The following is a 25,193-nucleotide window of genomic DNA, read 5'->3' as shown; positions in this document are numbered from 1 at the left end:
TTAATAATGAGAATAAAATTTATTCAATAAAATAATAAAATATTAATATACTATTTTACAAAAAATGCATAATTCTAAAACAAATTCTTTCTCTGTTAGAACTATAGAAAAAAAATACTTCTACTCCATATAATTATTGTAGATTTGTTTGGTTGTATTGCTTTGCCATAGGCTCTCTTTAAATGTTTGATTTTTTAAAAAAAAAGAAAGGGCAACACCGTAAGCCATTTCATAGTCCTGCTCTCATTGAATTAGACGCACGATTAGACACAGCGCTTTATCACATTCGTTCTGCTAACAGTTTTTTCTGGAAAAAGGCAAAAATCGTCTCACAAAATTTTCATCTTCAAGGATGGAAACGTTTTATCGTTGAAGTTCTCGATGAAATACTGACATTAGGGTTGTTGGGATTTACTCTTTTCACTATTTTGGGCATTTCTGTTTTTGAACTGACCAAAACAGATTGGTCTTCTCCTAAAAACTTTTCCATTCTTTTTCTAGATCGCTATGGAAATTCCATTGGGCACCGTGGTGCACTGCCGGCAATCTCTGTCCCCGTTGAAGAAATGCCTGACACTGTTATTAAAGCGGTTCTCGCTACAGAAGACCGTCGTTTTTTTGATCATTGGGGCATTGATTTTCAAGGACTTACACGGGCAATTTCACAAAATATGCAAGCTAAAGGTGTGGTGCAAGGTGGTTCAACTCTCACACAACAATTGGCTAAAAATTTATTTTTAACAAACGAAAGAACCATAACACGTAAAATCAAAGAAGCTTATCTTGCTCTTTGGCTAGAAGCAAATTTTAGCAAAAAGCAGATTTTACAACTTTACCTTGACCGAGCCTATATGGGAGGAAACAATTTTGGTATTGCCGCAGCGGCAAAATTTTATTTTGGAAAAAACATACGTCATGTCTCTTTAAGTGAATCTGCTATGTTAGCAGGACTCTTTAAAGCTCCAACAAAATATGCTCCTCATAGTCATCTCTTTGCAGCTCAAACACGTGCCAATATCGTCCTTTCTAATCTTGTTAATAGTGGCTTTATGACGAAGAGCCAAATTATCAATGCGCATCGCCACCCTGCTAAGGCACTTCCCCAAAGAGAAAATAATCAGCCAGATTATTTTCTTGATTGGGCATTCGAGGAAGTCAAAAAAATGCGTAATCAACTTCCAAGCCATAGTTTCATTATTCAAACGACCCTTGATCCGAATATTCAAAAAGCAGCAGAAGAATCAATCGCATATCATTTACATCAATATGGTCAACAATATCGCGTAACCCAAGCTGCCACCGTTATACTCGATAATAACGGTGCCGTATGCGCAATTGTTGGAGGACAAGATTATAAAAAGAGCCAATTTAACAGAGCAACACAAGGCGGACGGCAAACTGGTTCTTCATTCAAACCTTATGTTTACGCAACCGCACTGGAACACGGACTGTCTCCCTCGACAATCGTTTTAGATGCTCCTATCAATTGGGGAGGTTGGACACCAAAAAATAATTCTGGTCGTTATTTGGGAAAAATTGATTTAGCAACAGCTTTAGCTTTTTCTATTAATACAGTCCCTGTGTATCTCACCTATCAATATCTTAACCGTGATACCCAACCCATCATAGATCTCATAAAGAATATGGGGATTAACGCGCATATTTTATCACACAAAACAATGGTTCTTGGTACTTCCAACATGACCCCCATGGATCAAGCAACTGGCTTTAATGTCTTTGCCAATGGAGGAATAGCGGGTAATCGTCATGGGTTTACGCAAATCAAAACAATTGATGGTCGTGTTGTGTGGGATTTCGAACATAACGGAAAAAAACTACACCGAGTTCTGAGTGAACAATCAGCAGCTTATATGAATCAAATGATGGTGGGTGTCACAACACGAGGATCTGGTAAGCGTGCTGCGTTGCCCATGACTCTCGTCGCTGGGAAAACTGGAACATCACAATCTTATCGTGATGCTTGGTTTGTTGGCTTTACAGGCAATTATACAGGAGCGGTATGGATGGGAAATGATAACTTTTCACCGATGAATCGTGCTTTTGGGGGGGGCGTTCCTGCCATGATATGGCATAGCATCATGCTTGCTGCACATCAAAATATCATGCTCAAACAGCTCTATGGTGTTAAAGATTCTCTTCTTCCTTATCAGCCCCCAGTACTTTCCGCTCATGCAGATTCTGAAGTTCCTCCTCCAATACCCTCTACGCTTTCTCCTGAAACATTAAATATCGTGCGATTGATTAACAAAGATCTGAAAAAACCATCTGCAATTTCTTTGAAAATGAAAACAACTGGAGATTCAACATTTTGAATTCAAGATATTCACTGATGTTTTTTAATATCACCATTTTCTTTTTTATCTTCGCTTTTTCCATTTTATGTGGAACACTGAGTGTCAATTATGTACTCAATTCCTTTCATCATTTTGGACTCTTTAGAATTGGAAAATGGAGTGCTTATCCACAGGTGGGAACCGCTAATATGGATCCTTATACCCGCGCCCACACCGCTAAACGAGGCATTGTTTCACTCGGACGAACTGAAGGTATTCAATTCCAGATTTGGCAAGATAACCAAGGGCGTCCACTTCATCATCACTGTCATTATTTGCTCAAAGGCACCATCCCTGAAACCCGTCTTTTTACCCTTTATACAGCTGACAAATCCCTTAAACCCTATACTTCATCCAAAGAAATACCTTTTGAACTCCATACAAACGCTATTATTTATGAGCATGATGGCTCATTGCGCATTAATATTTCACCCACACCGCAAACAGGCAATTGGCTTGCAACAGTTAGTCAAAAAGAATTCGGGCTTATTCTTACTTTATATGATACCTCAATCATCTCTGCAACGGCATTACAAAAGCTCACAATGCCATCAATAGAACAAATCCCATCAGGACAAATAAATTGTGACTAGATTTATTTATATCGCACTTCTTGCAATCATTGGCGCTATTATTGTTCATATTTGCGTTCTCTTTCTGATCCCCTATTGGGCACAAGATAATATATGGACAACACTTAAAAAATCCGGAGCCCCTTATCAATTTGTTGCTTTTACTCCCGATAATCCTATTCAACAATCTGCTGATCCACTCTTTCTTCTTAAAGCCTGCAGATTTAATCTTGAAAATGGACCTGTTCATTTAAAAGCTTTGAAAACACGACAATTTTGGTCACTAGCAGCCTACACACACAACGGAATTATTTTCTATAGCCTTAATGACCGAACAGCCCCTGATGCGACACTCGATCTTATTATTGGAAAACCAATACAAATCATAGAACTCAAAAAATCAAAACCTAAAAAAAATGCCAATTCAGTTTTGGTTGCTAAAAATTTGAATGAAGGGTTTGTTATTTTACGTATTTTTGTCCCTTCTTCCCTTGCAAAAAAAGAAAGTGAAGCTTTTCTTTCATCTGCGACCTGTCGCATATTTTATGAATAAAAACGGACTAACCTCTCATTTGTACAATACCTTACTTTCTGTACAAAATACATAAAGCCTATCAAAATGGTTATCTTTTTTCTCTATTAATCAAATATTCGAATTCAGATTTATCTGATTGTAGATCCCTAAATTTTTTATTGAGGTAGAATGAAATCTCTATTGCACATCATCATATCCTATTTGAGACGCATTATCTGACAGAAAAAACTCCCCGCCATTAGAAGAGAAAAATCAAGAGTAAAGTTCTAAAAATATATGCTGCTAACAACCGTAGAACTTGTTATTTGAGTTTATTTCTTTTTATTTACAAACATTCCCATAAAATTCGCATCAATGACATGATAAATTATAGAAGAAATACTGATCACTTTCAATGAAGTGCTAAAATAACCGCTGGAAACTTATAAGACATTACGCATCCTTGACCTCAAAAATAAGTGCTTTATTTTTGGTTTATGAGCAGAAGCTTTTTGTAAGATAGCACTCTGAAAAAACTTGGCTTATAGTTTACAATCGAGGGGAAAAACTTCATGAAGAAGAGATATGTTCGGTTCGTTTCAAGAGCAGCAGTATGGTCCCCTCGATTTGGTGGATTGTCGTTCTTTATTTTATTATTTTCAGTCATTTTACAACGTTTTTCCGTCATTAACGTAACTGACTTCATAATTTTGATCGGAATCTCTACTGGCTGTGTAATTATTTCTCTTTTTCTGGCTATTAAAGCACTTCATAGTTTGTGGGTCTATGGTGCTCTAGGGGGAATGAAAGCTTTAAAAGGGATCATTTATTCGTTGATAACAGCCACACCATTGATGCTCTTTTTTGGACTTTGGTTTACCTTACCGGCTCTTTACGACGTTTCTACCGATACACAAAGACCACCGGCTTTTTTTCGCACAATACGTCCCAGCGATGCTTTACCACTCAAAAGTGTTTTGACTGAACAAGCAGCAATACAGATGTCACAATGGCCAGAAATATCGGGGCGCCGTTATGATGGCTCACCTGACCGTATTCGCGAATCTGTTCTTAATGTTTTAGCAGCCTATGATTGGCCTGTTGTGGCTCAACGAGAGTTTAAAGGTGAAGAAAATGCGCTTTATATTGAAACAATGGCAAAAACTTTTTACCTTGGTTTTATTTCAGACATTGTGATACGCTTAACCAATGAAGGGGATACAACTTTTGTTGATATGCGTTCTGCTTCTCGTTATTTGCTAAGAGATTTGGGAACGAATGCTGCTTTTATTATCGATTTTATGGATGCCCTTGATACAGAAATCGCCTCACTTCCTCTCTCACAAGACGATGAATAACAATCTAAGAGAAATAAGGCATTTTATTTCATAAAAGTTGCCTATTTTTCAATAAATCATGATACATAAGCAAACAATCACTTTTCAAAAACTATAAATTGATAATCCTTATACAAAAGATAATAATCTCAAAACAACCCATGCTTGAAATAATGAAAAAGATTAAAAAAATAGGAAATAAAAAACAGAAATATTGATAATAATATTAAAGTCTCTGTCTAACTGTAATCAGTAAATATTTTTTAAAGTTTAATATTATATAAAAATAATAACTTATTTTTTATAAATAACTCTACAAATAACACCTTATAATTATATTTTTAAAATAATATAACAACTTGATTTTATATTATTTTAAAATTCCCATATATTCAATTAATAAATTTGCAGCATAATATAATATAAAAAACCTAATTGTTGTTAATATTGTCCTTTTTATACTCCAGTTCTTACCTTTAAATCTATTGTAAAAAAACATGCAAAGTCCAAATCCAATTGCTGTCATTAAGGAGCTAGTAAAAGTATGCATAACAAAAAATCCAGACTGAAATTTCATCTACTTTATGAATGATTTAAGAGAGAGAGCAATAGAGTATAATTCAAATAATAAACTTAACTTAATTAAATATAATTTTATATATAAACAATCTTTATAAAATTCCCATATATTTAACTAATAAAATTCCAAAATAATAAAATATCAAAAACATTATTATATAAAGATAATAAATAATCATTTTTCATATAAATAACGTATACAAATAAAAACTGTTATAGAAAGTAATATAACAAATATAATGAACAAAAATGTGCTTAACAACATTTTTTTCCAAATTTCTTTTTTACTATAACCTTTAGATTTATAATATGAAAACAATGTATAGAAAAATATAAATAAAGCACCTATAGAAAATAATAATTCTACAATAATACGAATAAGATCATTCATAAAAAAAATCCAAATTAAATATATAATTTTGTAAAATTATGCACCTAAATCTTCCTGTCAAGTTTGTAGACACATAATTATGCCTACAAGCTTGTTCATTTTAGAAATATCTGCTGATTTTTATATTAGCGATAACATCCATAGGCTGTATTTCCTATACCTGTGGCAAATCCTACTCCAGAGCCAACTCTTCCTCCTAACCATAAACCTTCCGCAGCGCCTATTGGTCCTCCAGTTACCCCCCCATAACTCCACCAATTACCACTCCCATATCATGTCCCCTATGTCCCATTGAAAATCCTGCAGAGAGATAATCTCCAACAGTACACCCAGGTCGTGATCCACTGCTTGAAAAATTCATTGATGAAACATGAGACCAACCATTAGAAAAACTAGAACCAAATGAACGAAACATATAAAACCTCTTTAATTATTGTTAAAAATAACTGTATCACAAAGATACAGTGGAAAATTCATTATTGTTCATTTTAGCAAATGTCAAATATAATTTGTATAAATAACAATAAAAATACTGTATAAATAAAATATACATTTTGTTTGTATATAATACTATTTACAATACTGTTTAAATATGCGACATCCATCGCTCTTTCTCTTAAACAAAATCATAAATTCAAATGAGTCATTCACAAGAAAAACTAGTATCGTTCTCTTGGTTTACAAGAACAACAAAGAAATATATCTATTATGTCATCGAACTTAGTTGCGTTGCTGTTGTTTTACGTTTGCTCGGCTTGGTGAATCCTTTTATTTTTCAAGCGATTATCGACCGTATTCTCCCTTTTCAACGTATTGAAAGTCTCTATGCTATCGTTGTCTTGATGGTTGCTATTATGCTGTTTAGCACGGCTCTTAGCACTCTATCAGGTTACCTAGGCGCTTATTTAGCCAATCGGCTTACATTAGAATTTGGGCGGCGCATTTACAGCCATCTGTTAAGTCTTTCCTTGCCTGTCTTACGCACTTGGCAAGTGGGAGAACTATTCACGCGAATCGGAGAGGTTGATACAATTCGCGGGTTTCTAACAGGAACCATCGCCACAACTGTTCTAAATGTTCTGTTCGCAATAATTTATCTTGCGGCACTCTTTTCCATTAGTCCGAAACTGACCTTTATTGTCCTTATCATTTTACCTTTACAAATGGGTTCTTTAGCGCTAGTCGGTCCCTTCTTGCGCCGCCAATTACGCCGTGCTTTCACTCTGCAAGCCGCCCATCAATCGCGCCTCATTGAAAGTTTTACCAATCTTGAAGCCATAAAAGCGCATGTAAAGGAGCCAGCTCATACAATACGCATGCAAGAAACTTTAGCCCGTAGTTTAGATCAAAGCCTTACAACCAGTAAATTGCATCTTCTCAATGGAGCCATGAGCCATATTTTTGGTGATCTTTTCACTATTTTTATTATCTTTTTTGGTGCTCAGGCAGTTCTTCAAAACCAGATTACACTAGGACAACTTATTGCCTTTCATCTCCTCGCTGGAAATGTTTCTGGTCCTATCTTAAGCCTTGCATCCCTATGGGAAGAATGGCAGCATTTGAAAATCTCTCGTCTTCGTTTGGGCGATATTCTTAACTCCCCTTCAGAATGGGAAGAAGAAAAGCCGCCTCTTCAACTCAGCGCTCCTCCTCATCTTGAAGCCAACGATCTCTGTTTTTCTTATGGAGATAAGTCCATTATCAATCATCTTAATGTCTGTTTACAACCTGGGCAACCAATTATGTTACTTGGTCCTTCAGGGTGCGGAAAAACAACCTTGGCGAAGCTCCTTTGTGGACTCTCCCCCCCAACAAGCGGAAAGATATTGATTAACGCCCAACCTTTACAGAATTTTGATGTCCGTAGCGTGCGTAAAACAATCGCGTATTTTCCTCAAAATCCTTGCCTTTTTTCCGGAACTATTCTTGAGAATATGCTTCTTGCTAAACCAGATGCCACTAAAGATGAAATCGACGCTGCACTATATGTTAGTGCTTGCCATGATTTGATTGCTCAGTTGCCTTTAGGACTCAATACTCAAGTAGGAGAGCAAGGTGGTTTTTTATCAGGTGGTCAGCGCCAACGCTTGGCTTTGGCTTGTTTCTTTCTGATAAACCCAAGCCTGCTTATTTTGGATGAACCTACTTCCGCATTGGATGACGCTGTCAGTGCACAAATTGTTGAGCATTTATATAAACTTTCACAAGATCGTATTGTTCTTGTTATTACCCACAAAAGTGACCTCTTTCCTCGGCATGCAACCGTCTTAAACTTTACTGATTTGGAGGCAAAAAATGGCAGATAAAGCTCCCTATTTGCGCCCTTTGTCACCAACGCTTCATATGGTTGTTGCTGTTTTGGTCACCTTATTTCTCTTTATTGTGATCGGCAGCTTTATCGCAAAAACAGAGATTGTTGCACGGGGGCAAGGAAGTGTTATTCCCACCGCTTACGTTCAGCTGGTCCAAGCGCAAAATACAGGACGCATTGAGAAAATTCTTGTAAAAGAAGGGCAATTTGTTCATCAAGGCGATCTCCTTATTCAATTAGATCCTCGTGAAGCCCTCAATGAGTGCGCACGTGTTCAAGCAGATATCGCGCAACAAACTCTTCAAGCACAAATCGCAACAGCTATTTTAACAGCTTTACATGAAAGTGATCCTTTGGATAAAGATTTTGTGACCAAAGGGCTTGCCTATCTGCCAGTTCCTCCTTCTGGCAACACGACTGCAAGAATAGAAGGGGAAAAACTCATTAGCGCTACCCTTCAATCTCTCCAAGATAAATTAAGAGCGCTAAAAGCACAGGCGGACCGCGTCGAGCGCAGCGGTGCAACACAACATGCGCAATTAGATAGGTTGGAAGATGATCGTCAATTAAGCCAAGGGAAATTAAAGGCTGCAAAAAGCCTAATGGAAACAAAAGTCATTAGCCAAGCAGTTTATTTAGAGCGTTTACATGACTTTAAAAATGTCGAGCATGAAATTTTAACCAATCAAAGACGTTTGGAAGAAAATGCCGCCGAAATAAACACCCTCCGCCAACAACGGAAAAGTCTCATTTCCGATGAAATCGCCCGCTATCGGCAACTTTCGCGTGAAACAGAACTGAATCTTCAAGGATTAAAAGCAAAGCTTGATAGCACTCAATACCATCTTGACCACTTATCACTTTATGCACCTGTTGATGGACGTATCGATGATTTAAGTATCCATACTTTGGGCGGCTTTGTAGAGGCTGGTAAAACTCTCATGCGCATTGTCCCTGGTGCCGGCGGACTCATTGTCGAAGCGTTTTTTGATAACAGCGATATCGGCTTTTTAGAAAAGGGCCAACGCGCTTACATCAAGTTTTCTGCCTTTCCGCCTGAACGTTTCGGTGTTATCCACGGTACAGTCGTTAATGTAGGCGCTACAGCACGCTATGATAAAGAAATTAATGGTGTCTACGCTGTTTTAATCAAAATTGACCAAGATCACATCACTTTGAATAACAAACAACTTAAATTTATCCCTGGCATGACTGTGACAACGGATGTCATTACCTCAAAACGGCGTCTCATTTCTTATTTCTTTGAACCTATCACCAAAATTTTAGAACAATCTCTAAAGGAAAGATAATGTCTGTAAATGAAAATCCATCACCATCACTCATAGATCCTCTTACAGCGTTAGGAGCTATGGTTGTTTTAATGCTTACATCTCCCTTATACCGCCGCTGGCGAATCTGGGATATCGAACGAAATTTAGGACCAGCTTTACAGACTGGGCAATATAAACTCTATAAAAATGAACGTGGAGAATTTTGTGCCTTTATCACTTGGGCTTTTTTAGATGAAAAAAATCATCAATCTATGCTTGAAAAGGGAGAGCTTTTGTCCGATGCGAATTGGCAAGGCGGAGAATATATGTGGTTTATTGATTGTGTGGCACCCTATGGACATGCTGCTGGTATGGTACGTGACATGCAGCGGCATGTGTTTCCTAATCAGCATTATTGCTACGCTGTTCGGCGTAATGAAGATGGTGGAATACGGAAAATCACCCGCTGGTGTTGCTATAGAGCAAAAAATCCAGTCAAATAGTTTTTCTAAAGCAAGTGCGCATAAATCATTTCCCCCTCGTCTTGTAGAAAAGAATCTTTTAAAAGAGCTCTTTAAGCGATAGCTATAGTAAAAGAAAACCTTACCATATTTAGAGCTAACCCACTATAAATAAGTGTTTCTCAACTTACCAGACTTGCTATGAATAGCAACACAGAGGTTAAGGGGATTGATCCACTCTCAAGCCGAACTTTTATTAACATTTACCGGAACTGGCTGGGGTACCTGGATTCGAACCAGGGAATGCCGGTACCAAAAACCGGTGCCTTACCGCTTGGCTATACCCCAAAAAAACACGCTTTATAGCGACTCCTGCACCTTATAGCGATTCCTGTGATTGGACGCAATATCTGAAAATCAAAGACTTTACTTTTTTATCATAAAATTTCTGAGTCTTGTATGGCATTGCCATCGATACAAATTCGTAGCAGAAACTGATATACAGTTGTGATTTTAACATAAGAAGGAACCATTTATCCATCAATTATTTTGCTCTTTGTATTGATTTTCTAGGAACAGAAAATGAAAATCTTGCAGTTTACTCATGTATCTAATAAATTTGCATATGATTTACTTTTCTTGATATATTAAAATCCCATCTTTCTCAATTTAAGAAAAAAGCTGTCACCACATTGGCAACCGGTAAGTGTATGATAGTGCTGCTGTGCTCTTGCATTAAGCATAAAGATGATAATGTCCACTAATTTTTACATTATATTATTCATGGGTAGCACCATAAAATGAAATCAAGCACATTGAAAAATATTTCCTAAAAAATAACACTTAATATTCTGTTAAAAACATTTTATATGGTATTTGAAAAAATAGAGCTACAAAAACAAGGAATAATAGCTATTTCCATTTACTTTTTATTCAAAAGATAATGATATTTATTACCCACTCATAGATGTAAAAAAATCTTCAGAAGCAATCTTTATGTAGACCAATACCCTTTTTGATTGATGAATATACATTTCCTAAAAGCTTCTTTTACAAAAAGAGAGACATTAAAACTATTTCATACAAACTAGGTATTCAACATTTGCTTTTAAATGCGGTAAATGGCAAATTAGGCTTATGAAATAAGCTTAACAATTAGAATCGAGGAGATTTTTAAATGGCTTTTGAATTGCCCCCGTTGCCTTATGATTACGATGCCCTTTCGCCTTATATGTCACGCGAAACGCTTGAATATCATCATGATAAGCATCACCTTGCTTATCTTACCAACACCAATAATTTTGTGAAAGAGTTAGGCTTAGAAAATGAAAGCCTTGAAGATATTGTTAAAAAAAGTTTTGGAAAAAATATTGGTTTGTTTAATAATGCAGCACAGTATTACAATCATAACCATTTTTGGCTTTGGATGAAAAAAGATGGTGGTGGTCAAAAACTTCCTGAAAAGTTAGCAAAAGCTATTGACGCTGATCTAGGTGGTTACGATAAATTCCGCGCTGATTTTATTGCTGCTGCTGGTGCCCAATTTGGTGCTGGATGGGCGTGGGTTGCTGTTAAAGATGGCAAGCTTGAAATTATGAAAACACCTAATGGTGAAAATCCCTTAGTGCACAATGCTCACCCTATTTTGGGTGTCGATGTGTGGGAACATTCCTATTACATTGATTATCGCAATGCTCGACCGAAGTACCTCGAATCCTTTGTAGACCATTTAATTAATTGGGACTATGTTTTGAAACTTTATGAAGAATGTGAATTTTAAACTGTCTCAATAATTTTTTAGTGTATGAAAGTCTCTATAATCCAATAAATTATCGGAGACTTTCATACAGAGATATTATGGATTAGCAAAAGTCTTTTCCTGCTATCTTTAGAATATATGCATAGATATAGGCAACTTCTTCTAGCTTTGAAAAACGTCCAGCTGCACCAGCGTGCCCTGAATCCATATTAATACGTAATAAAATTGCATTATCGTCTGTTTTTAGGTCTCGTAATTTTGCCACCCATTTTGCAGGCTCCCAGTAAGTTACACGAGGATCTGTTAATCCTGCCATCACAAGTATAGGGGGATAGTTTTGAGCTTTGACATTATCGTAAGGGGAATAGGAAGCAATAAGCTTATAATCTTCTTCTGATTCAAGAGGATTCCCCCATTCGGCCCATTCTGGAGGAGTGAGTGGCAATGAAGCATCTAACATTGTCGCTAAGACATCAACAAAAGGCACATTTGCTACGATCCCAGCAAAATCCTGTGGAGCTATATTGGCAATGGCTCCCATCAACATCCCCCCTGCTGAACCACCATGAGCAATCAGCCGGTCGTGAGAAGTGAATTTATTGTTTACAAGGTAACGCCCACAAGCAATAAAATCTGTAAATGTATTGTGCTTAAAGAGATGTTTTCCTTTCTCATACCATTCTACTCCCTTTTCTTTTCCTCCGCGAATATGAGCAATGGCATAAATAAAACCTCTGTTCACTAGAGAAAGTACATTACTATTGAAACTGGCAGGAATAGAAATCCCATAAGCACCATAACCGTAAAGCAGACAAGGCGCACCACCATCAAGGGGAGTATTTTTGTGATAAAAAAGTGAAATAGGAATCTTCTCACCATCGTCTGCTATTGCTGTAATACGTCGTGTTACATATGCATCTTTATTATGCCCAGAGGGAATTATTTGCGTTTTTAAAAGCATTCGTTTACAATTTTTCATCTCATAATCAAACACTTGATCAGGTGTTGTCATAGACGAATAGGAAAAACGAATAGTTGGACTGTTATATTCTGCAACTCCTTGCAGACCTAAAGAATAAGCCTCTTCAGTAAAAGCGATGGAATTAACTTGTTTAGTGGTACGTTCCATTACTTTTATACGTGGAAGCCCCTCAAAACGTTCGATCCAGACAAGAAAATCTTGATAAGCATCATGGGATAATATTAGGCACCCAAGCTGATGTGGAACAAACTCAGACCAATTTTCTGATTGTGGAGATGTATATGGCGCTACCATAATTTTGAAATCTTTTGCATTATCTAAATTGGTCAGAATATAAAAGACATCACCACCTTCTGTAAGTGAATATTCAATACCTTTTTGTCGTTTCCGTACACATTGGGGAATAGTAAAAGGCGCCTCAGCAGGAATTAACCAGATCTCGGATGTTTCATGATCATGAATATTAATATAAATAACATCATTAAGCTTAGAACCGCTTACATCTAAGAAAAAACCTGGATTGTCTTCACGAAAAATAAGCTTATCTTGTGATTGATCTGTGTTTAATTGGTGATAATAGAGCTCTGAAGGTCGGTGGTTTTTATCCATCTTAGTATAGAAAAAACCTTCAGATCTAGCATCCCATACAATTTGACCAGATGTATCAGTAATTGTGTCCATACAGTCAGACAATGTCTCAAAATTACGAATTTTAGCTGTATAGAATTCTGATCCTTTGTCATCATAGGTCCATACCACATGTGTATGGTCAGGAGATTCTTGAACTGAACCAAATTTGAAATATTCTTTGCCTTCTGCCAAGACATCACCATTAAGGTACACGTTTTTTTCTCCGCCATTCCTTGGTGTCCGAAAATAATGTGGTTGTTGGCCTCCGGTAACATAAGAGAATCCGTAAGCAAAAGGACCATGTTTTATAGGAACAGAACTATCATTCTCTTGGATCCTGTTTTTCATTTCGGTAAAAAGCAAATCTCGTAATGGTTTTGTATCAGCCATTTGAGCTGATTGATAAGCATTTTCTTTTTCAAGATAATGTCGAATATTGGGATCAAGACAGTTAGGATCTTTAAAAACATCTTGCCAGTTAGACGCACGTAGCCAATGATAGGGATCATCACGAAAAATACCATGATATATTTCCTTATGAGTGATTCTAGATGCTTTGGGAGGAATTGCAAAAGTGCGAGTCATACACAATCCTATATTAAAATATGTTAATAGCTTCGTTTATATGTTAGAATCACAATGATTGATGCAAGTGTAAAAACCTATAAGTTCTATTCACTTGCAAAAATAGCACCATGATAATTTTTAAAACTAATACCTTTCTGTTCATTACATATCACAGCTATTGTTTTCTAGGGATATAACACCACTTTTATAATGAAAGTGACTGGTAAAACAATTAAACTATTAGAAAAAGAATTGATTTTTTTTGAAACAGTATAATCGCATAATTTTACAGAAAGGAATAAATATATCTAAAATATTATTATTACTGTATAAAAAATAAAAATGTCCTATCTCCTTTTAATGAATAGTTTTATATTATAAATAATACTATTATGTCATATTTATAATATATCATGTTTTTTATTATTAAATTTTATAAATATAAATAATAAAAACAAATTTAAAACTTATTAAACATAAACTTACTAAACTATAAGTATTCAAAACAAAATATAATAATTTATATATTATATTTTTATAATTAGTAATTTTATTTTTACGTTCTCAAAAAAAATAAATAAATTTTATCATATATTTTTTTATATTTGTGATGTATTATATATTATGTATGATATGTTATAGGGTAAAAATATATTTTAGCATGTAATAATTTCGTTTTTCTTATTGTATATTATGACAAAAAATAGGTATTTATTTGATTTTTTTGTGTTTTGGCAATTTTATAGAATAATTGAATTGACAAAAAAGATTTTTGTACAATATGAAACTCATGTGCATGAGATCTTTATATCATGAGTATATGCACTATATCTCGATTTTGAATTACTCAATTTTAAATTAAAGGAAACAAGAATGGAACATCGTGCAGTCTTAGAGACTGAAAGCAATTTAGTTATTACATTGGTTGCTGATATTGTTGCTGCCTACGTGAGTAATAATTCTATTCGACCGACTGAAGTGCCAAGTTTAATTGCTGATGTCCATGCTGCTTTTCGTAAAGCAGGGAATCTAGAGTTAACAGAAGTCGAAGTTGAAAAACAAAGGCCTGCCGTTAATCCGAAGCGTTCAGTATTTCCTGATTATCTCATTTGCCTTGAAGATGGAAAGAAGTTTAAATCTCTAAAGCGTCATCTCATGACACATTATGGAATGTTGCCAGAGGAATATCGTGAAAAATGGCAGTTAGATAGTTCTTACCCTATGGTGGCGCCTAATTATGCAAAAACACGATCGGCTTTGGCCAAAGAAATGGGGCTTGGACGCAAAAGCAAACGGAAAAAAACTAAATAATCTTATTTTGCGAAAAAATGGTTTCGTGCATAAAGTTGATTTTAGTATACATGTTTTGTGTGAAGCTTTTGTATATATAGCAATTTCTACCAAGGGGATTACATATAGCTTTCGTTACGAATCCGTTTAATCATTGATTTCAAACCATTTGATCGTTGTGGTGTAAGATTTTCATTTAAACCAAGTTTTTCAAAGAGCTCTTGAGCATCAGAATTGCGAATTTCAGAAGCTTTTTTGCCTGAATAAAAAGCAAGAAGTATGTAAATGAGTCCACGCACAATATGAGCATCGGAATCACCTTGAAACGTCAATATTGGATCTTTTGAGTTATTACGTGAAGATAGAAGCCACACTTGGCTAACACAACCAGGAACTTTGTGAGCATCGTTTCGAGCGCTTTCTGGAAAAGGTGGCAATTCATAGCCAAGCTCGATGACATAACGATAACGATCTTCCCAATTATCCAAAAGCGAAAAGTTCTCTATAATATTACCGATTGTTTCCGCCATTATTTTAGTCCTGTTTCGTTTGAATAATCATTCTTGAATACACTTATAAAAAATAAATATTTATTCTTCCTAACATAAATAACACGAAGAACGTTAAAAATCCTTATTTCAAGATAACATTGCATGGTTTTGTAAGAACTCTTGTATTTCGATTTTGTAAGAAACATTAGGGGAAGTCTCTGATATCATTTTTGTTTCCTAATATGTTCCCTAAATATTCATAAGCAGCTCTTGCACCGTAATATGCGCGCTCACCAAGTGAACTTAAAAAGGATTTTCCTACTTTGCAGGTTTTTATATTACGGTCACAAAATGCGCCTAAGTCATTTAAGGCTTCCTTAAAAGCAACAATCACATCGCTCGTTGTTGTCTCATTATTTTGGGGGCTAGAAGAATGGTTACTGCTTGGATCTGCTACAAAAAATGAAATAATGACAAAAATAAAAAATAAAAAAAATGATAATTTGATTAAAAAACGTATCATGGACAATCAATGTACCGCAGTGGTAAATACAATAAAAGAAGCATTTTATACACTGTTGCTTTATAAACAATTTATAAAATGTGCTTTTTATAAAATTGAGTATTCATGTATTGGATCTATATCATTGGCTTTTTTATAAATATGGCACAATTCCGCTGTATAAAATGGGATACATTGTCTATTCAGTAAAAAATTAACATCAAAATTATACACTTACAAGCTGGTCATGTTAATGAACATACTATGATAAAAAATGAGAGAGATAATCGTGTTGTGTACATAATTATTTTAAATAATAGTCCACCATCTTAGCTTAGTTGAAAAAGCTAAAAAGAGTAAACTCTGTTATTCTGACTCTAGTGTCGATAAAATATTTATATTATCTATAAAATTTTTACTGGAATGTTATGAAAATAGTCAACCTGTCAATAAAAACATCAAAAAATAACTGCATCTCTTATGATTACATCTCAAGCCAGTTTTTTCTATAACATTGTAAACATCAATTTAATTAATACTTATGAAAATTATTTAATAGAAGGAATTTATACCAAAATATAATAATATTAAGAGATAATTATTATTACCAAACCGTTTATGGATAAGTAACCATCTATATGTAAATTATAAAGAATAGATAATGATTGTCATCTTTTTAGCGTTATAGGCAAATATTTTCAATTTTATTTTAAATAATAGGCAAACATATGCCCCAAAATGAAGAATAACGTGGCATTATTGTTTAGATAATTATATGTGATAATGCAGTTTGCAAATACCAAAATGATCTTGAATGCTAATCATTTGGTGCTCTCTTTATACACATTAAAGATTTGTATAAAATAAAATGAATAAACGTTGATAAGAACTCTTGTTGATTCATCAACTTATAAATTGATATAATGAAGCCGCTCATTTTAGGAGTTTGAAAGGAAAAATCAATAATGTCAATGCACTTCTCTCTGGCTGGAAGTAAAAACTGATTCATATTCGTTTCCTAATTTATATTTGTTTCTTTGTAAAAAATAAACGCAACTGAAAATAAAAGTAATGGCAACAAAACGAAAGACCTACCGAAAAAAAACTGTAAAACACCGTAAATACTATAGTAGTATTGTTATAACACTTCTTCTTATAATTTTTCATTTTATTTTTTGGAGTGCAAAAACTCTTTATTTCTATACACGAAAAAATACTTTATTTTTTGTTGGATCTTTTCTTTTTAGCATTAGTTTTTTATTTATTTCATTTAATGCTTTATTTTCGCAAATGACAACGCATCAAAATATTTTAACTCAAATGAAATTTTCCTCTGTTCAAAGTATAGGTAAGAGCTCTACTTTATCGGAAAAAGAAGAAAAATCACAAGAACTCTCCCGTGTAACTTCTGTACATTCTCAAAGTCATAAGCACACAAATTCACCTTTACCCTCTCAATCAGCAAGCATGCTGGAAAAGCAAAAAGAACTAGCAAAATTAGGACTTTATGATGGACCATTAGATGGACTGGAAGGACCTAAAACACGCCGAGCCATCACTTTATGGAAACAGCAAACTGCTCAGAGAATGCAAAAGAATGTTCTATCTAATCCCGCAGCAGATGAAATCGCGATATTAATTAAGCAAAGCGAAATAGAAACAAACAATACAAAAAATATGACACACTTAAAAGAAGCTATTTTAGAGCCTTCTGTTGAAGATATTATACAAGTGCAAAAAGCTTTACATATTTTTGGGAATGAGGAGGTTATTGTCACAGGAATAGAAGATCAAAAGACGATAGAAGCCTTAAAACAGTTTCAAAAAATATTTGATCTTCCTGTAACAGGTAAAATTAATCACACAATTTTAATGAAAATGCGTGAAATTGGTTTATTAAATTGAAGCTAATCATAATAATCTCTTAATTTATAATGATAATTCATCTTTCGTTTGTTTAATGCTCCCCTCAAACATTCCTTCATCTCAAGCCCTCTTATTTTCAATCAATCAGAATGGTTTTCTTACACATTACATATTGAGCCGTATAATTTTCTTCAAAAAAACCACAACCGATTGCAGAAAAAAGAATATTGCAAAATAGCAAACGCGCTTGTTCTAGCATTTTTATTGCCTCTGATGATAAAAGGACACGAAATTTTTGTAGTATCATGTAAACCTTTCATATTATCGAACCACGAATTGTCCATATATTATCGTCAATTTGATCTTTATAAATATGATGCAAAGAATTTGTGCAAACACCTTTAAGGATAAATAGACGTAAAGCTAATTGTGTTATGGTTGTTGTTTTGCAAAGTGTCTGATAAAAAACCGGCACTTCTCTCTAATCTATTGCTGGAAAGTTATGTGTTTTATGACATTGTCTTCTTAAGAGAGCGTGTGCGTTTAGTATTGTCTATAAATCAACATCCAAACTTACCGCAGCAGTATGTTTGAAAAAAATGTTAAGACAGTTTAGTACTTCTCTCAGCTATTATAGCTTTTATATGCCAAATGGAGGCAAGAATATTGCGCATCTCTGTTTGTATAATCTCTTAAAACAGGAAAACAGCCTAATTTGGGAAGAATATGAAATTTTAAGGTAAACACCATTTTTCATCTTTGCCATTTCCTTTTAATTCAGCTTTACGCCTTTCAAAGACATCTAAAGCAATATCTTTAAAATAACGGAAATTACCTATTGCCTCATGCTCTTACTTTATCACATGTCTTTTTGGTCTCACTCCCCCTCACCTAAAACAAAATGTCCCAAACGGAATATACTTGGATTGCCATTCACGGGCTTTCTTAAAAAACATCTCTAAAGCACCCAAAACCACTTCGCAACAACGCCCATGAATAATAATAGTAGTCCCACTGCACGCGCCGCGCATCATCTTTACGCTTGTGAAGAAGCAAGCCGGCACCATTACACACTGTACCTACCTTCAATTTGTGACAGCTCTTGACACTTGAGACGTTTCATAAGAGGCATATCCTTGCTTTATTTTTTTATCTACAGACGCTCATCCCGCCTGTAACATACAAAAAACATGGTTTTGATTGATTCATTATAAAAGAAGTCGAAATAAGAAGATCTTATGATATTTACAGCTTTCATTCAATATGAGAAATAAAAAATTATCTTTATAAATCAATATATTGTGTAACTTTGATATTCCTTTATAAATGTAAAGATGGGAGTGCATAATGGAGTTTATAAATTTTGGGAAGATTTTTATAAACTTACGGGGAGTTTTACATAATCCCCATTCCACGAATATCAATGTAAAATGGGGCATCCATTGAGAAATGTCTATCTCAAACAGCATGATGCGCAAAAAAAAATGCATTTATTTGGAGCATTCTATTTTGCGTGAGGAGCTCATTCCCCTATAAAAAAGCAAACGCGTAAATTGACTGCACAATAACACGTTTCTCTCTATCAAGAGGTTCGCCAATAAAAAGTGCATTAATAATACATCTTTGTCTATCCTGTGCTTTATATTTTCTCTCATAAACCTCTAAAAAAACACTTTCTCGCGCAACACAACTTATCGTGCATTTTAGAAGCATTTTTATTCCCTTTATTAAAGAAAATAAAAGAATATATAAAAATTTATTTCAGTAATAACGATACAACAAAAAATATTAACCCATTACATCCTTTTTGCTATTGCGGCCTGAGCTGCTGCTAAACGAGCAATTGGCACTCGAAAAGGAGAACACGAAACATAATCTAGGTTATTTTCTTCGCATAAAGCAATAGAGGCAGGATCGCCTCCATGTTCACCGCAAATTCCCAATTTTATTTTTGCACGCTTTGAGCGTCCACGCTGTGCAGCAATGGTAATAAGTTCCCCTACTCCATCACGGTCAATAGACACAAAAGGATCTTGCTCTAGAAGACCTTTTTGAAAATAGGTTGCCAAAAAAGGAGCAGCATCATCACGGGAAATCCCAAAAGTAGTTTGTGTCAAATCATTTGTTCCAAATGAAAAAAATTCAGCAGTTTCAGCAATTTCATCTGCTCGAAGCGCTGCCCTTGGAAGTTCAATCATCGTCCCAACCATATATTGAATAGTGCTTCCCTTTTCTTTCATCACTTCCTCAGCAACCTGATCAATACGCGCTTTTACAAAATCGAGTTCAGATTTAAGCGCAACCAATGGCACCATAATTTCAAGCATAACAGGAGATCCAGATTTTTTGGCAGCTTCTGCTGCTGCTTCAAAAATCGCCCGCGCTTGCATTTCTGCAATTTCAGGATAAGTAATAGCTAAACGGCATCCTCGTAATCCAAGCATAGGATTAAATTCGTGTAACTGCTGAGCACGTTCAGCAAGCACTTCAGCAGAAACCCCCATAGCTGTTGCAACATCAAGAATTTCTGCTTTCGTTTTAGGCAAAAATTCATGGAGTGGCGGATCTAACAAACGAATGGTAACAGGTAAACCACACATAATTTCAAATAGTTCACTAAAATCTGAACGCTGCATTGGCAAAAGCTTATCTAGTGCTTTACGACGACCACTTTCATCATGACTTAAAATCATTTCACGCATGGCAACAATACGTTCTCCAGAAAAAAACATATGCTCCGTACGGCAAAGACCAATACCTTCAGCCCCAAAAGAACGCCCCATACGGGCATCAGATGGCGTCTCAGCATTGGCGCGAACTCTTATACGTCGCATCCCATCAGCCCATTCCATTAATTTTGCAAAGTCTCCGCAAAGCTGAGGCTGCAACATTGCAACTTTCCCTTTGAAAATTTCTCCACTTCCACCATCAATTGTGATAACATCACCTTTTTTTAAGCTTTCTCCTGAGGCAAACAACGTATTTGTGTTATAATCAATCCGCACACTGCCAGCACCAGAAATACATGGTTTTCCCATCCCCCGCGCAACAACAGCAGCGTGACTTGTCATACCGCCACGCGTTGTTAAAATTCCTTCTGCAGCATGCATACCATGAATATCTTCTGGGCTTGTTTCTACACGGACCAAAATAACTTTGCGACCTTCCGCCGACACAGTTTCTGCCTCTTCTGAAGTAAAAACAATTTCACCAGTTGCGGCTCCAGGAGAAGCAGGTAAACCACGTCCTATAACAAAACGTTCTGCTTTAGGATCAAGTGTTGGATGCAAAAGTTGGTCCAGCGACTTTGCATCAATACGCATCACAGCCTCTTCACGGTTTATTAACCCCTCCTCAACCATTTCAATTGCCGTCTTGAGAGCCGCACGAGCCGTGCGTTTTCCTGAACGAGTCTGAAGCATCCATAATTTACCTTTTTCAATGGTAAATTCGAGATCTTGCATATCCCGATAATGCTGCTCAAGATTCTGCGCAATCTGACATAATTTCAAAAAAGCCTCAGGCATAATTTTTTCTAACGACGGTCTATTTGAACCAGCAACAATACGCGCACTTTCTGTAATATTTTGAGGCGTTCGAATGCCCGCCACAACATCTTCCCCTTGCGCATTAACTAAAAATTCACCATAAAGTTCTTTTTTCCCTGTCGATGGATTGCGTGTAAAAGCAACACCTGTTGCCGAATCTTCTCCCATGTTACCAAAAACCATAGCTTGCACATTAACTGCCGTTCCCCAACTTTCAGGAATGCTATGTAAACGGCGATAAGTAACTGCACGTGCTGTCATCCAACTTGAAAAAACGGCTCCAATTGCCCCCCATAACTGTTGTTCAGGATCTTGTGGAAAAGGGGTTCCTAATTTTTCTTCAACATAGGCTTTATAAGAAATAATAACATTCTTCCAATCATCTGCTGTCATTTCTGTATCAATAGTGTAACCATTGCATGCTTTTACTTCATCAAGAATCTCTTCAAAATACGAATGGTCTAGCCCCAAAACAACGTTAGAATACATTTGGATAAAACGCCGATAACTATCATAAGCAAAACGTTCATTATTGGCTTGTAAAGCAATTGCTTTTACAGTTTTATCATTCATGCCAAGGTTTAGCACTGTATCCATCATCCCTGGCATAGAAGCCCTAGCCCCTGAACGAACAGACAGCAAAAGTGGTCTTTGTTCATTCCCAAATTCACGTCCTGTTTGTTCAGCAACGTATCTTAGTGCTTGCTTAACAGATTCCTGTAGCTCTTCTGGATATGATTTGTCATGGGCATAATAAAAATTACAAACTTCTGTTGTCAGCGTAAATCCGGGTGGTACGGGCAAACCAAGATTACTCATTTCTGCCAAATTAGCCCCTTTACCTCCGAGAAGGTTACGCTCACTTGCACTTCCTTCTGCCTTTCCATCTCCAAAACTATAAACCCATTTTTTCACTGTACAAATCCTCCCATATCAGCTTCAAAACATCATTCAACCTAGGCTCACTTAAAAGCAATGATTTGATTCAAAATTGGCTCAACGATATCGCTTCATAAATGCATAATATTAATCCTTCCAAAAGAGATAATGACCAAAAGTATCACTATCCATCTTCTGGAAGATTAAGATTCAGTTTTTTAGAAAACTATCAATCACCGAAAAAAATTCTTCTACTTTCATGGCACCTTCATATTTACTACCATTAATAAAGAAAGTAGGTGTTGCTGTGACACCAAGCTCTTTACCGCGTTCAAAAGATGCATTTACTTCATCTAAAATGGACTGATTTTTCAAACACGCAGTAAAACTTTCATCTGTAAAACCAGCCATTAAGCCAATTTTCTTCAATGGTGTTAGAGCATTTTTTCCGAAAGCCCATTCATTTTGTTTTTGAAATAAAACTTCTATCAAAGGAAAATAGCGATCTTCCGGTGCACACCGTGCCAACATAAAACCTGCTGTTGCCCGAGGATCAAAAGCATATTCTCGGAAAATAAGTTTTACTTTTCCTGTTTTGATATATTTTTTACGAATTTGGGGAAGTATATCATTATAAAAATGCGCACAATGGGTACATGTCAACGAAGCATACTCAACAATGACGACTGGTGCATCCGCCTCTCCCTCAAAGCGATCCTTTACTTTACCCGATTGGAGAAGCTCTGCCATATCAACAGTTGCCACTGATTTGGGATCACGCGCTAAAGCAACTGTTACACTGTTTTGTACAATCGTTATGAAGAGAAAAATTATCCCGAAAGATAAAAAAGAACGATATTTTACCATAAATAATACTTTTCTGTTGTTATTAACGAATAGGAATCCAATGCTTTCTCATATATTAAAGAAAAATATATAAAATATCTTTCTATTTATTATTTTTTTCCAAAAAAATGCAACAGCCAAGTTGATAAAGTGCTTGGTGCAAACTTTTATCTTCAATTCCTTCAAGCATTTTTTCCACGCATTTTTTGTCTTGTTCACTCAAAGGCGGTTTTAGAGGCAAGTGATTCATAAAAACCGACATACTCCTTTGCTCAATCTTGATGCGATCAATAGCAATATAGCCAAAAAATCCGTTAATTCTATGAAGTAATTCCTCTGTTTCATGCATCAATTTTAACGCAGCAAATCCTTCACATGCGACAACAAGTGTTGCTGGCTGAAAAACTTCATCTTGATCTGCACGACGTTTCCAAATAATTTTAAGCGGCATTGTATGTTCACTGATATCATAGCCCGCAATCTGTGGCCAATGTTCTATAAGCGCTACATTAAGCCCTGTCCGTTTGCGTAAAACTGGATCAAGTATTTTGTATACCGCCTCAGAAAGAGAATAAAAGATACGTTTTTTAAGTTGTTTTCTCATTTTTAGATCATTGTTCAAGCACTTACTAAATTAAAATCATTTGTTTCATCTAAAAATTGTTGCCTCCTCAATTTATGAAATATCAACAAAATAAAAAGCCTTTTCTCACCAGAGCCTTGACAATAAAAGAGCAAAAAACATGAATTACAAAATAAATAATTTTTTCTTTTGCATTTTATATCTCCCTATGCTTGAAAGCAATCATGTATGAAATTTCTTCGCACCTCCTTGCTTGGTACGATCAAAATCACAGACATCTTCCATGGCGGATTACCCCCGAAAAGCAAAAACAAGGTATCCGTCCTGATCCTTATCAAGTTTGGCTTTCTGAAATCATGCTTCAACAAACAACCGTTGAAACAGTTAAGCCTTATTTTAAAAAGTTTCTAAAACTATGGCCTGATCTTTCCTCTTTAGCAAAAGCCTCCCAAGATGATATCATGAAAGCATGGGCTGGACTTGGTTATTATTCACGCGCACGTAATCTTAAAAAATGTGCGCGACAGCTTGTTGAAAACTACGCGGGACAATTTCCACAATCTGTAAAAGAATTGCGAACTCTAGCCGGTATTGGAGATTATACTGCCGCAGCCATTGCTGCGATTGCTTTTAACCACCCTGTAGCAGTGGTTGATGGTAATGTCGAACGTGTGGTAGCGCGACTTTTTGCTATCACTTCAATATTGCAAAAAGCAAAAGTTGAAATTAAAGAAAAAACACAAAAAATTACTGCTTTAAATCGTCCTGGTGACTTTGCTCAAGCAATGATGGATTTGGGAGCAACAATTTGTACTCCACGCAAACCATCTTGTTATACCTGCCCTCTTCAATGTTTATGCAAAGCAGAAAAGATGCAACAACCGGAGTCTTTTCCAGTTAAAGCCCCTAAAAAAGAACGCCCTTCAAAAACAGGTATTGCTTTTGTGGTCCTTAATAAAAAGAAACAAATTTATTTGGAAAAACGACAGACGCAAAAGCTCCTTGGTGGAATGACCCAAATTCCTAACAATATTGGCATAAACAACGAAAATGGGCTACAAAACGCACCCTTTACTGCCAATTGGCAATTCAAAGGACAAATTACGCATGTTTTTACTCACTTTTCTCTAAAACTTGATGTTTACTATACCGAAGATGTTCATGAAATGAATTGTGAAAATGGTTGGTGGTGTAACATTCAACATCTTGCCGAAGAAGCATTACCTACTGTTATGAAAAAAGCCATTTCCGTAGCACTTCCCAATTCTTTTAGATTTAAATAACCTTCCCTATTCATAAAAATGTTTTCTAATGGAGACTTTTGTATCTCTAGCGATCATTTATTAATCTGTAAAAGAAAAATTTTAAAAAATGAAATAACCAATTTTTTCTACAGACAAAAATTAAGGAGCGATAGAAACGCTTAGAAGCTTTAGATTTAAATTTCAGGATCTATCCTT

Annotated in this window: 19 protein-coding genes, 1 tRNA gene and 1 pseudogene; 11 read left to right on the top strand and 10 right to left on the bottom strand. The window is 35.6% G+C overall.

Features of this window, described 5'->3' with window-relative positions:
* The first annotated feature begins 182 nt into the window (after positions 1-182).
* The 4 genes from ACFIL3_RS00305 (at position 183) to ACFIL3_RS00290 (ending at position 4,798) form a co-directional block, all read left to right on the top strand.
* A complete protein-coding gene (locus tag ACFIL3_RS00305; RefSeq protein ID WP_375681742.1) occupies positions 183-2,333 on the top strand; it encodes a transglycosylase domain-containing protein in 2,151 nt (716 codons plus the stop codon).
* Between the two features lie 17 nt (positions 2,334-2,350).
* A complete protein-coding gene (locus tag ACFIL3_RS00300) occupies positions 2,351-2,947 on the top strand; it encodes a DUF1214 domain-containing protein (protein ID WP_375681741.1) in 597 nt (198 codons plus the stop codon).
* Positions 2,940-3,479 (top strand): hypothetical protein, encoded by a 540-nt coding sequence (locus ACFIL3_RS00295; protein WP_375680892.1) that lies wholly within the window; start codon positions 2,940-2,942, stop codon positions 3,477-3,479. The genes ACFIL3_RS00300 and ACFIL3_RS00295 overlap by 8 nt, the downstream gene beginning before the upstream one ends.
* A 533-nt stretch (positions 3,480-4,012) precedes the next feature.
* The gene (locus ACFIL3_RS00290; RefSeq protein ID WP_375620675.1) at positions 4,013-4,798 is read left to right on the top strand and encodes a DUF1499 domain-containing protein; all 786 of its coding nucleotides are present in this window, start codon (positions 4,013-4,015) and stop codon (positions 4,796-4,798) included.
* Between the two features lie 1,184 nt (positions 4,799-5,982).
* Here the strand turns inward: ACFIL3_RS00290 and ACFIL3_RS00285 are convergent.
* On the bottom strand, positions 5,983-6,162 hold the full coding sequence (locus ACFIL3_RS00285; protein WP_375673134.1) for a hypothetical protein: 180 nt from the start codon (positions 6,160-6,162) through the stop codon (positions 5,983-5,985).
* Positions 6,163-6,385: 223 nt separating this feature from the next.
* Between ACFIL3_RS00285 and ACFIL3_RS00280 the strand changes: the two genes are divergently transcribed.
* Genes ACFIL3_RS00280 through ACFIL3_RS00270 form a run of 3 tightly spaced genes read left to right on the top strand, consistent with a single transcriptional unit; the run spans position 6,386 to position 9,832 of the window.
* Entirely contained in the window at positions 6,386-8,053 is a 1,668-nt protein-coding gene (locus ACFIL3_RS00280; RefSeq protein ID WP_375675038.1) for a peptidase domain-containing ABC transporter, read from the top strand.
* On the top strand, positions 8,043-9,368 hold the full coding sequence (locus tag ACFIL3_RS00275) for an HlyD family type I secretion periplasmic adaptor subunit (protein WP_375619329.1): 1,326 nt from the start codon (positions 8,043-8,045) through the stop codon (positions 9,366-9,368). Before ACFIL3_RS00280 ends, ACFIL3_RS00275 begins: the two co-directional genes overlap by 11 nt.
* A complete protein-coding gene (locus ACFIL3_RS00270; RefSeq protein WP_375619328.1) occupies positions 9,368-9,832 on the top strand; it encodes a toxin-activating lysine-acyltransferase in 465 nt (154 codons plus the stop codon). The genes ACFIL3_RS00275 and ACFIL3_RS00270 overlap by 1 nt, the downstream gene beginning before the upstream one ends.
* Positions 9,833-10,063: 231 nt before the next feature.
* Here ACFIL3_RS00270 and ACFIL3_RS00265 read toward each other — a convergent pair.
* Positions 10,064-10,138: transfer RNA gene (locus ACFIL3_RS00265), tRNA-Gln, on the bottom strand.
* 829 nt (positions 10,139-10,967) lie between these two features.
* On the opposite strand from ACFIL3_RS00265, the gene ACFIL3_RS00260 reads away from it, so the two are divergent.
* Positions 10,968-11,570, top strand: a complete 603-nt coding sequence (locus tag ACFIL3_RS00260; protein ID WP_375668539.1) for a superoxide dismutase — start codon at positions 10,968-10,970, stop codon at positions 11,568-11,570.
* An 82-nt stretch (positions 11,571-11,652) separates the two neighbouring features.
* Here ACFIL3_RS00260 and ACFIL3_RS00255 read toward each other — a convergent pair whose 3' ends face one another.
* On the bottom strand, positions 11,653-13,746 hold the full coding sequence (locus ACFIL3_RS00255) for a S9 family peptidase (RefSeq protein WP_375628285.1): 2,094 nt from the start codon (positions 13,744-13,746) through the stop codon (positions 11,653-11,655).
* Between the two features lie 855 nt (positions 13,747-14,601).
* Here ACFIL3_RS00255 and ACFIL3_RS00250 point away from each other — a divergent pair.
* Positions 14,602-15,039 (top strand): MucR family transcriptional regulator, encoded by a 438-nt coding sequence (locus ACFIL3_RS00250; RefSeq protein ID WP_012754848.1) that lies wholly within the window; start codon positions 14,602-14,604, stop codon positions 15,037-15,039.
* A 98-nt stretch (positions 15,040-15,137) separates the two neighbouring features.
* Here the strand turns inward: ACFIL3_RS00250 and ACFIL3_RS00245 are convergent, their stop codons facing one another.
* Positions 15,138-15,548 carry a SufE family protein gene (locus ACFIL3_RS00245; protein ID WP_375611146.1) on the bottom strand — a complete coding sequence of 137 codons (411 nt, stop codon included), beginning with the start codon at positions 15,546-15,548 and terminating at the stop codon, positions 15,138-15,140.
* Between the two features lie 108 nt (positions 15,549-15,656).
* Positions 15,657-16,032, bottom strand: a pseudogene (locus ACFIL3_RS00240) (DUF5330 domain-containing protein).
* A gap of 1,050 nt (positions 16,033-17,082) precedes the next feature.
* Between ACFIL3_RS00240 and ACFIL3_RS00235 the strand changes: the two are divergent.
* Positions 17,083-17,916 (top strand): peptidoglycan-binding domain-containing protein, encoded by an 834-nt coding sequence (locus ACFIL3_RS00235; RefSeq protein WP_375613011.1) that lies wholly within the window; start codon positions 17,083-17,085, stop codon positions 17,914-17,916.
* 97 nt (positions 17,917-18,013) lie between these two features.
* Here ACFIL3_RS00235 and ACFIL3_RS00230 read toward each other — a convergent pair whose 3' ends face one another.
* From ACFIL3_RS00230 to ACFIL3_RS00210, 5 genes are all read right to left on the bottom strand, one after another.
* The gene (locus tag ACFIL3_RS00230; protein WP_375628290.1) at positions 18,014-18,184 is read right to left on the bottom strand and encodes a hypothetical protein; all 171 of its coding nucleotides are present in this window, start codon (positions 18,182-18,184) and stop codon (positions 18,014-18,016) included.
* A gap of 1,223 nt (positions 18,185-19,407) precedes the next feature.
* The gene (locus tag ACFIL3_RS00225; protein ID WP_375681740.1) at positions 19,408-19,590 is read right to left on the bottom strand and encodes a hypothetical protein; all 183 of its coding nucleotides are present in this window, start codon (positions 19,588-19,590) and stop codon (positions 19,408-19,410) included.
* Between the two features lie 83 nt (positions 19,591-19,673).
* Positions 19,674-22,340, bottom strand: a complete 2,667-nt coding sequence (ppdK, locus tag ACFIL3_RS00220; protein WP_375668542.1) for a pyruvate, phosphate dikinase — start codon at positions 22,338-22,340, stop codon at positions 19,674-19,676.
* A gap of 174 nt (positions 22,341-22,514) precedes the next feature.
* Positions 22,515-23,171 (bottom strand): DsbA family protein, encoded by a 657-nt coding sequence (locus ACFIL3_RS00215; protein WP_375611143.1) that lies wholly within the window; start codon positions 23,169-23,171, stop codon positions 22,515-22,517.
* Positions 23,172-23,253: 82 nt separating this feature from the next.
* Entirely contained in the window at positions 23,254-23,754 is a 501-nt protein-coding gene (locus ACFIL3_RS00210) for a DUF721 domain-containing protein (protein WP_375638055.1), read from the bottom strand.
* Between the two features lie 203 nt (positions 23,755-23,957).
* On the opposite strand from ACFIL3_RS00210, the gene mutY reads away from it, so the two are divergent.
* Complete coding sequence (gene mutY, locus ACFIL3_RS00205) at positions 23,958-25,016, top strand: A/G-specific adenine glycosylase (RefSeq protein WP_375620664.1); 1,059 nt, start codon at positions 23,958-23,960, stop codon at positions 25,014-25,016.
* The last annotated feature ends 177 nt before the right edge of the window (positions 25,017-25,193 follow it).

It is taken from the genome of Bartonella sp. CE47NXGY (genome assembly GCF_042195415.1).
Taxonomy (GTDB): Bacteria; Pseudomonadota; Alphaproteobacteria; order Rhizobiales; family Rhizobiaceae; genus Bartonella.
The sequence above is the reverse complement of the archived record's forward strand: the minus strand, read 5'-3'. Positions and strand labels throughout refer to the sequence as shown.

What these genes read in the sequence shown, in the direction of transcription:
- ACFIL3_RS00305 (WP_375681742.1), top strand. Translation starts at nt 183, where the DNA reads ATGTTTGATTTTTTAAAAAAAAAGAAAGGGCAACACCGTAAGCCATTT.
- ACFIL3_RS00300 (WP_375681741.1), top strand. Translation starts at nt 2,351, where the DNA reads ATGTTTTTTAATATCACCATTTTCTTTTTTATCTTCGCTTTTTCCATT.
- ACFIL3_RS00290 (WP_375620675.1), top strand. Translation starts at nt 4,013, where the DNA reads ATGAAGAAGAGATATGTTCGGTTCGTTTCAAGAGCAGCAGTATGGTCC.
- ACFIL3_RS00285 (WP_375673134.1), bottom strand. Translation starts at nt 6,162, where the DNA reads ATGTTTCGTTCATTTGGTTCTAGTTTTTCTAATGGTTGGTCTCATGTT.
- ACFIL3_RS00280 (WP_375675038.1), top strand. Translation starts at nt 6,386, where the DNA reads ATGAGTCATTCACAAGAAAAACTAGTATCGTTCTCTTGGTTTACAAGA.
- ACFIL3_RS00275 (WP_375619329.1), top strand. Translation starts at nt 8,043, where the DNA reads ATGGCAGATAAAGCTCCCTATTTGCGCCCTTTGTCACCAACGCTTCAT.
- ACFIL3_RS00270 (WP_375619328.1), top strand. Translation starts at nt 9,368, where the DNA reads ATGTCTGTAAATGAAAATCCATCACCATCACTCATAGATCCTCTTACA.
- ACFIL3_RS00260 (WP_375668539.1), top strand. Translation starts at nt 10,968, where the DNA reads ATGGCTTTTGAATTGCCCCCGTTGCCTTATGATTACGATGCCCTTTCG.
- ACFIL3_RS00255 (WP_375628285.1), bottom strand. Translation starts at nt 13,746, where the DNA reads ATGACTCGCACTTTTGCAATTCCTCCCAAAGCATCTAGAATCACTCAT.
- ACFIL3_RS00250 (WP_012754848.1), top strand. Translation starts at nt 14,602, where the DNA reads ATGGAACATCGTGCAGTCTTAGAGACTGAAAGCAATTTAGTTATTACA.
- ACFIL3_RS00245 (WP_375611146.1), bottom strand. Translation starts at nt 15,548, where the DNA reads ATGGCGGAAACAATCGGTAATATTATAGAGAACTTTTCGCTTTTGGAT.
- ACFIL3_RS00235 (WP_375613011.1), top strand. Translation starts at nt 17,083, where the DNA reads ATGGCAACAAAACGAAAGACCTACCGAAAAAAAACTGTAAAACACCGT.
- ACFIL3_RS00230 (WP_375628290.1), bottom strand. Translation starts at nt 18,184, where the DNA reads ATGATACTACAAAAATTTCGTGTCCTTTTATCATCAGAGGCAATAAAA.
- ACFIL3_RS00225 (WP_375681740.1), bottom strand. Translation starts at nt 19,590, where the DNA reads ATGCTTCTAAAATGCACGATAAGTTGTGTTGCGCGAGAAAGTGTTTTT.
- ACFIL3_RS00215 (WP_375611143.1), bottom strand. Translation starts at nt 23,171, where the DNA reads ATGGTAAAATATCGTTCTTTTTTATCTTTCGGGATAATTTTTCTCTTC.
- ACFIL3_RS00210 (WP_375638055.1), bottom strand. Translation starts at nt 23,754, where the DNA reads ATGAGAAAACAACTTAAAAAACGTATCTTTTATTCTCTTTCTGAGGCG.
- mutY (WP_375620664.1), top strand. Translation starts at nt 23,958, where the DNA reads ATGTATGAAATTTCTTCGCACCTCCTTGCTTGGTACGATCAAAATCAC.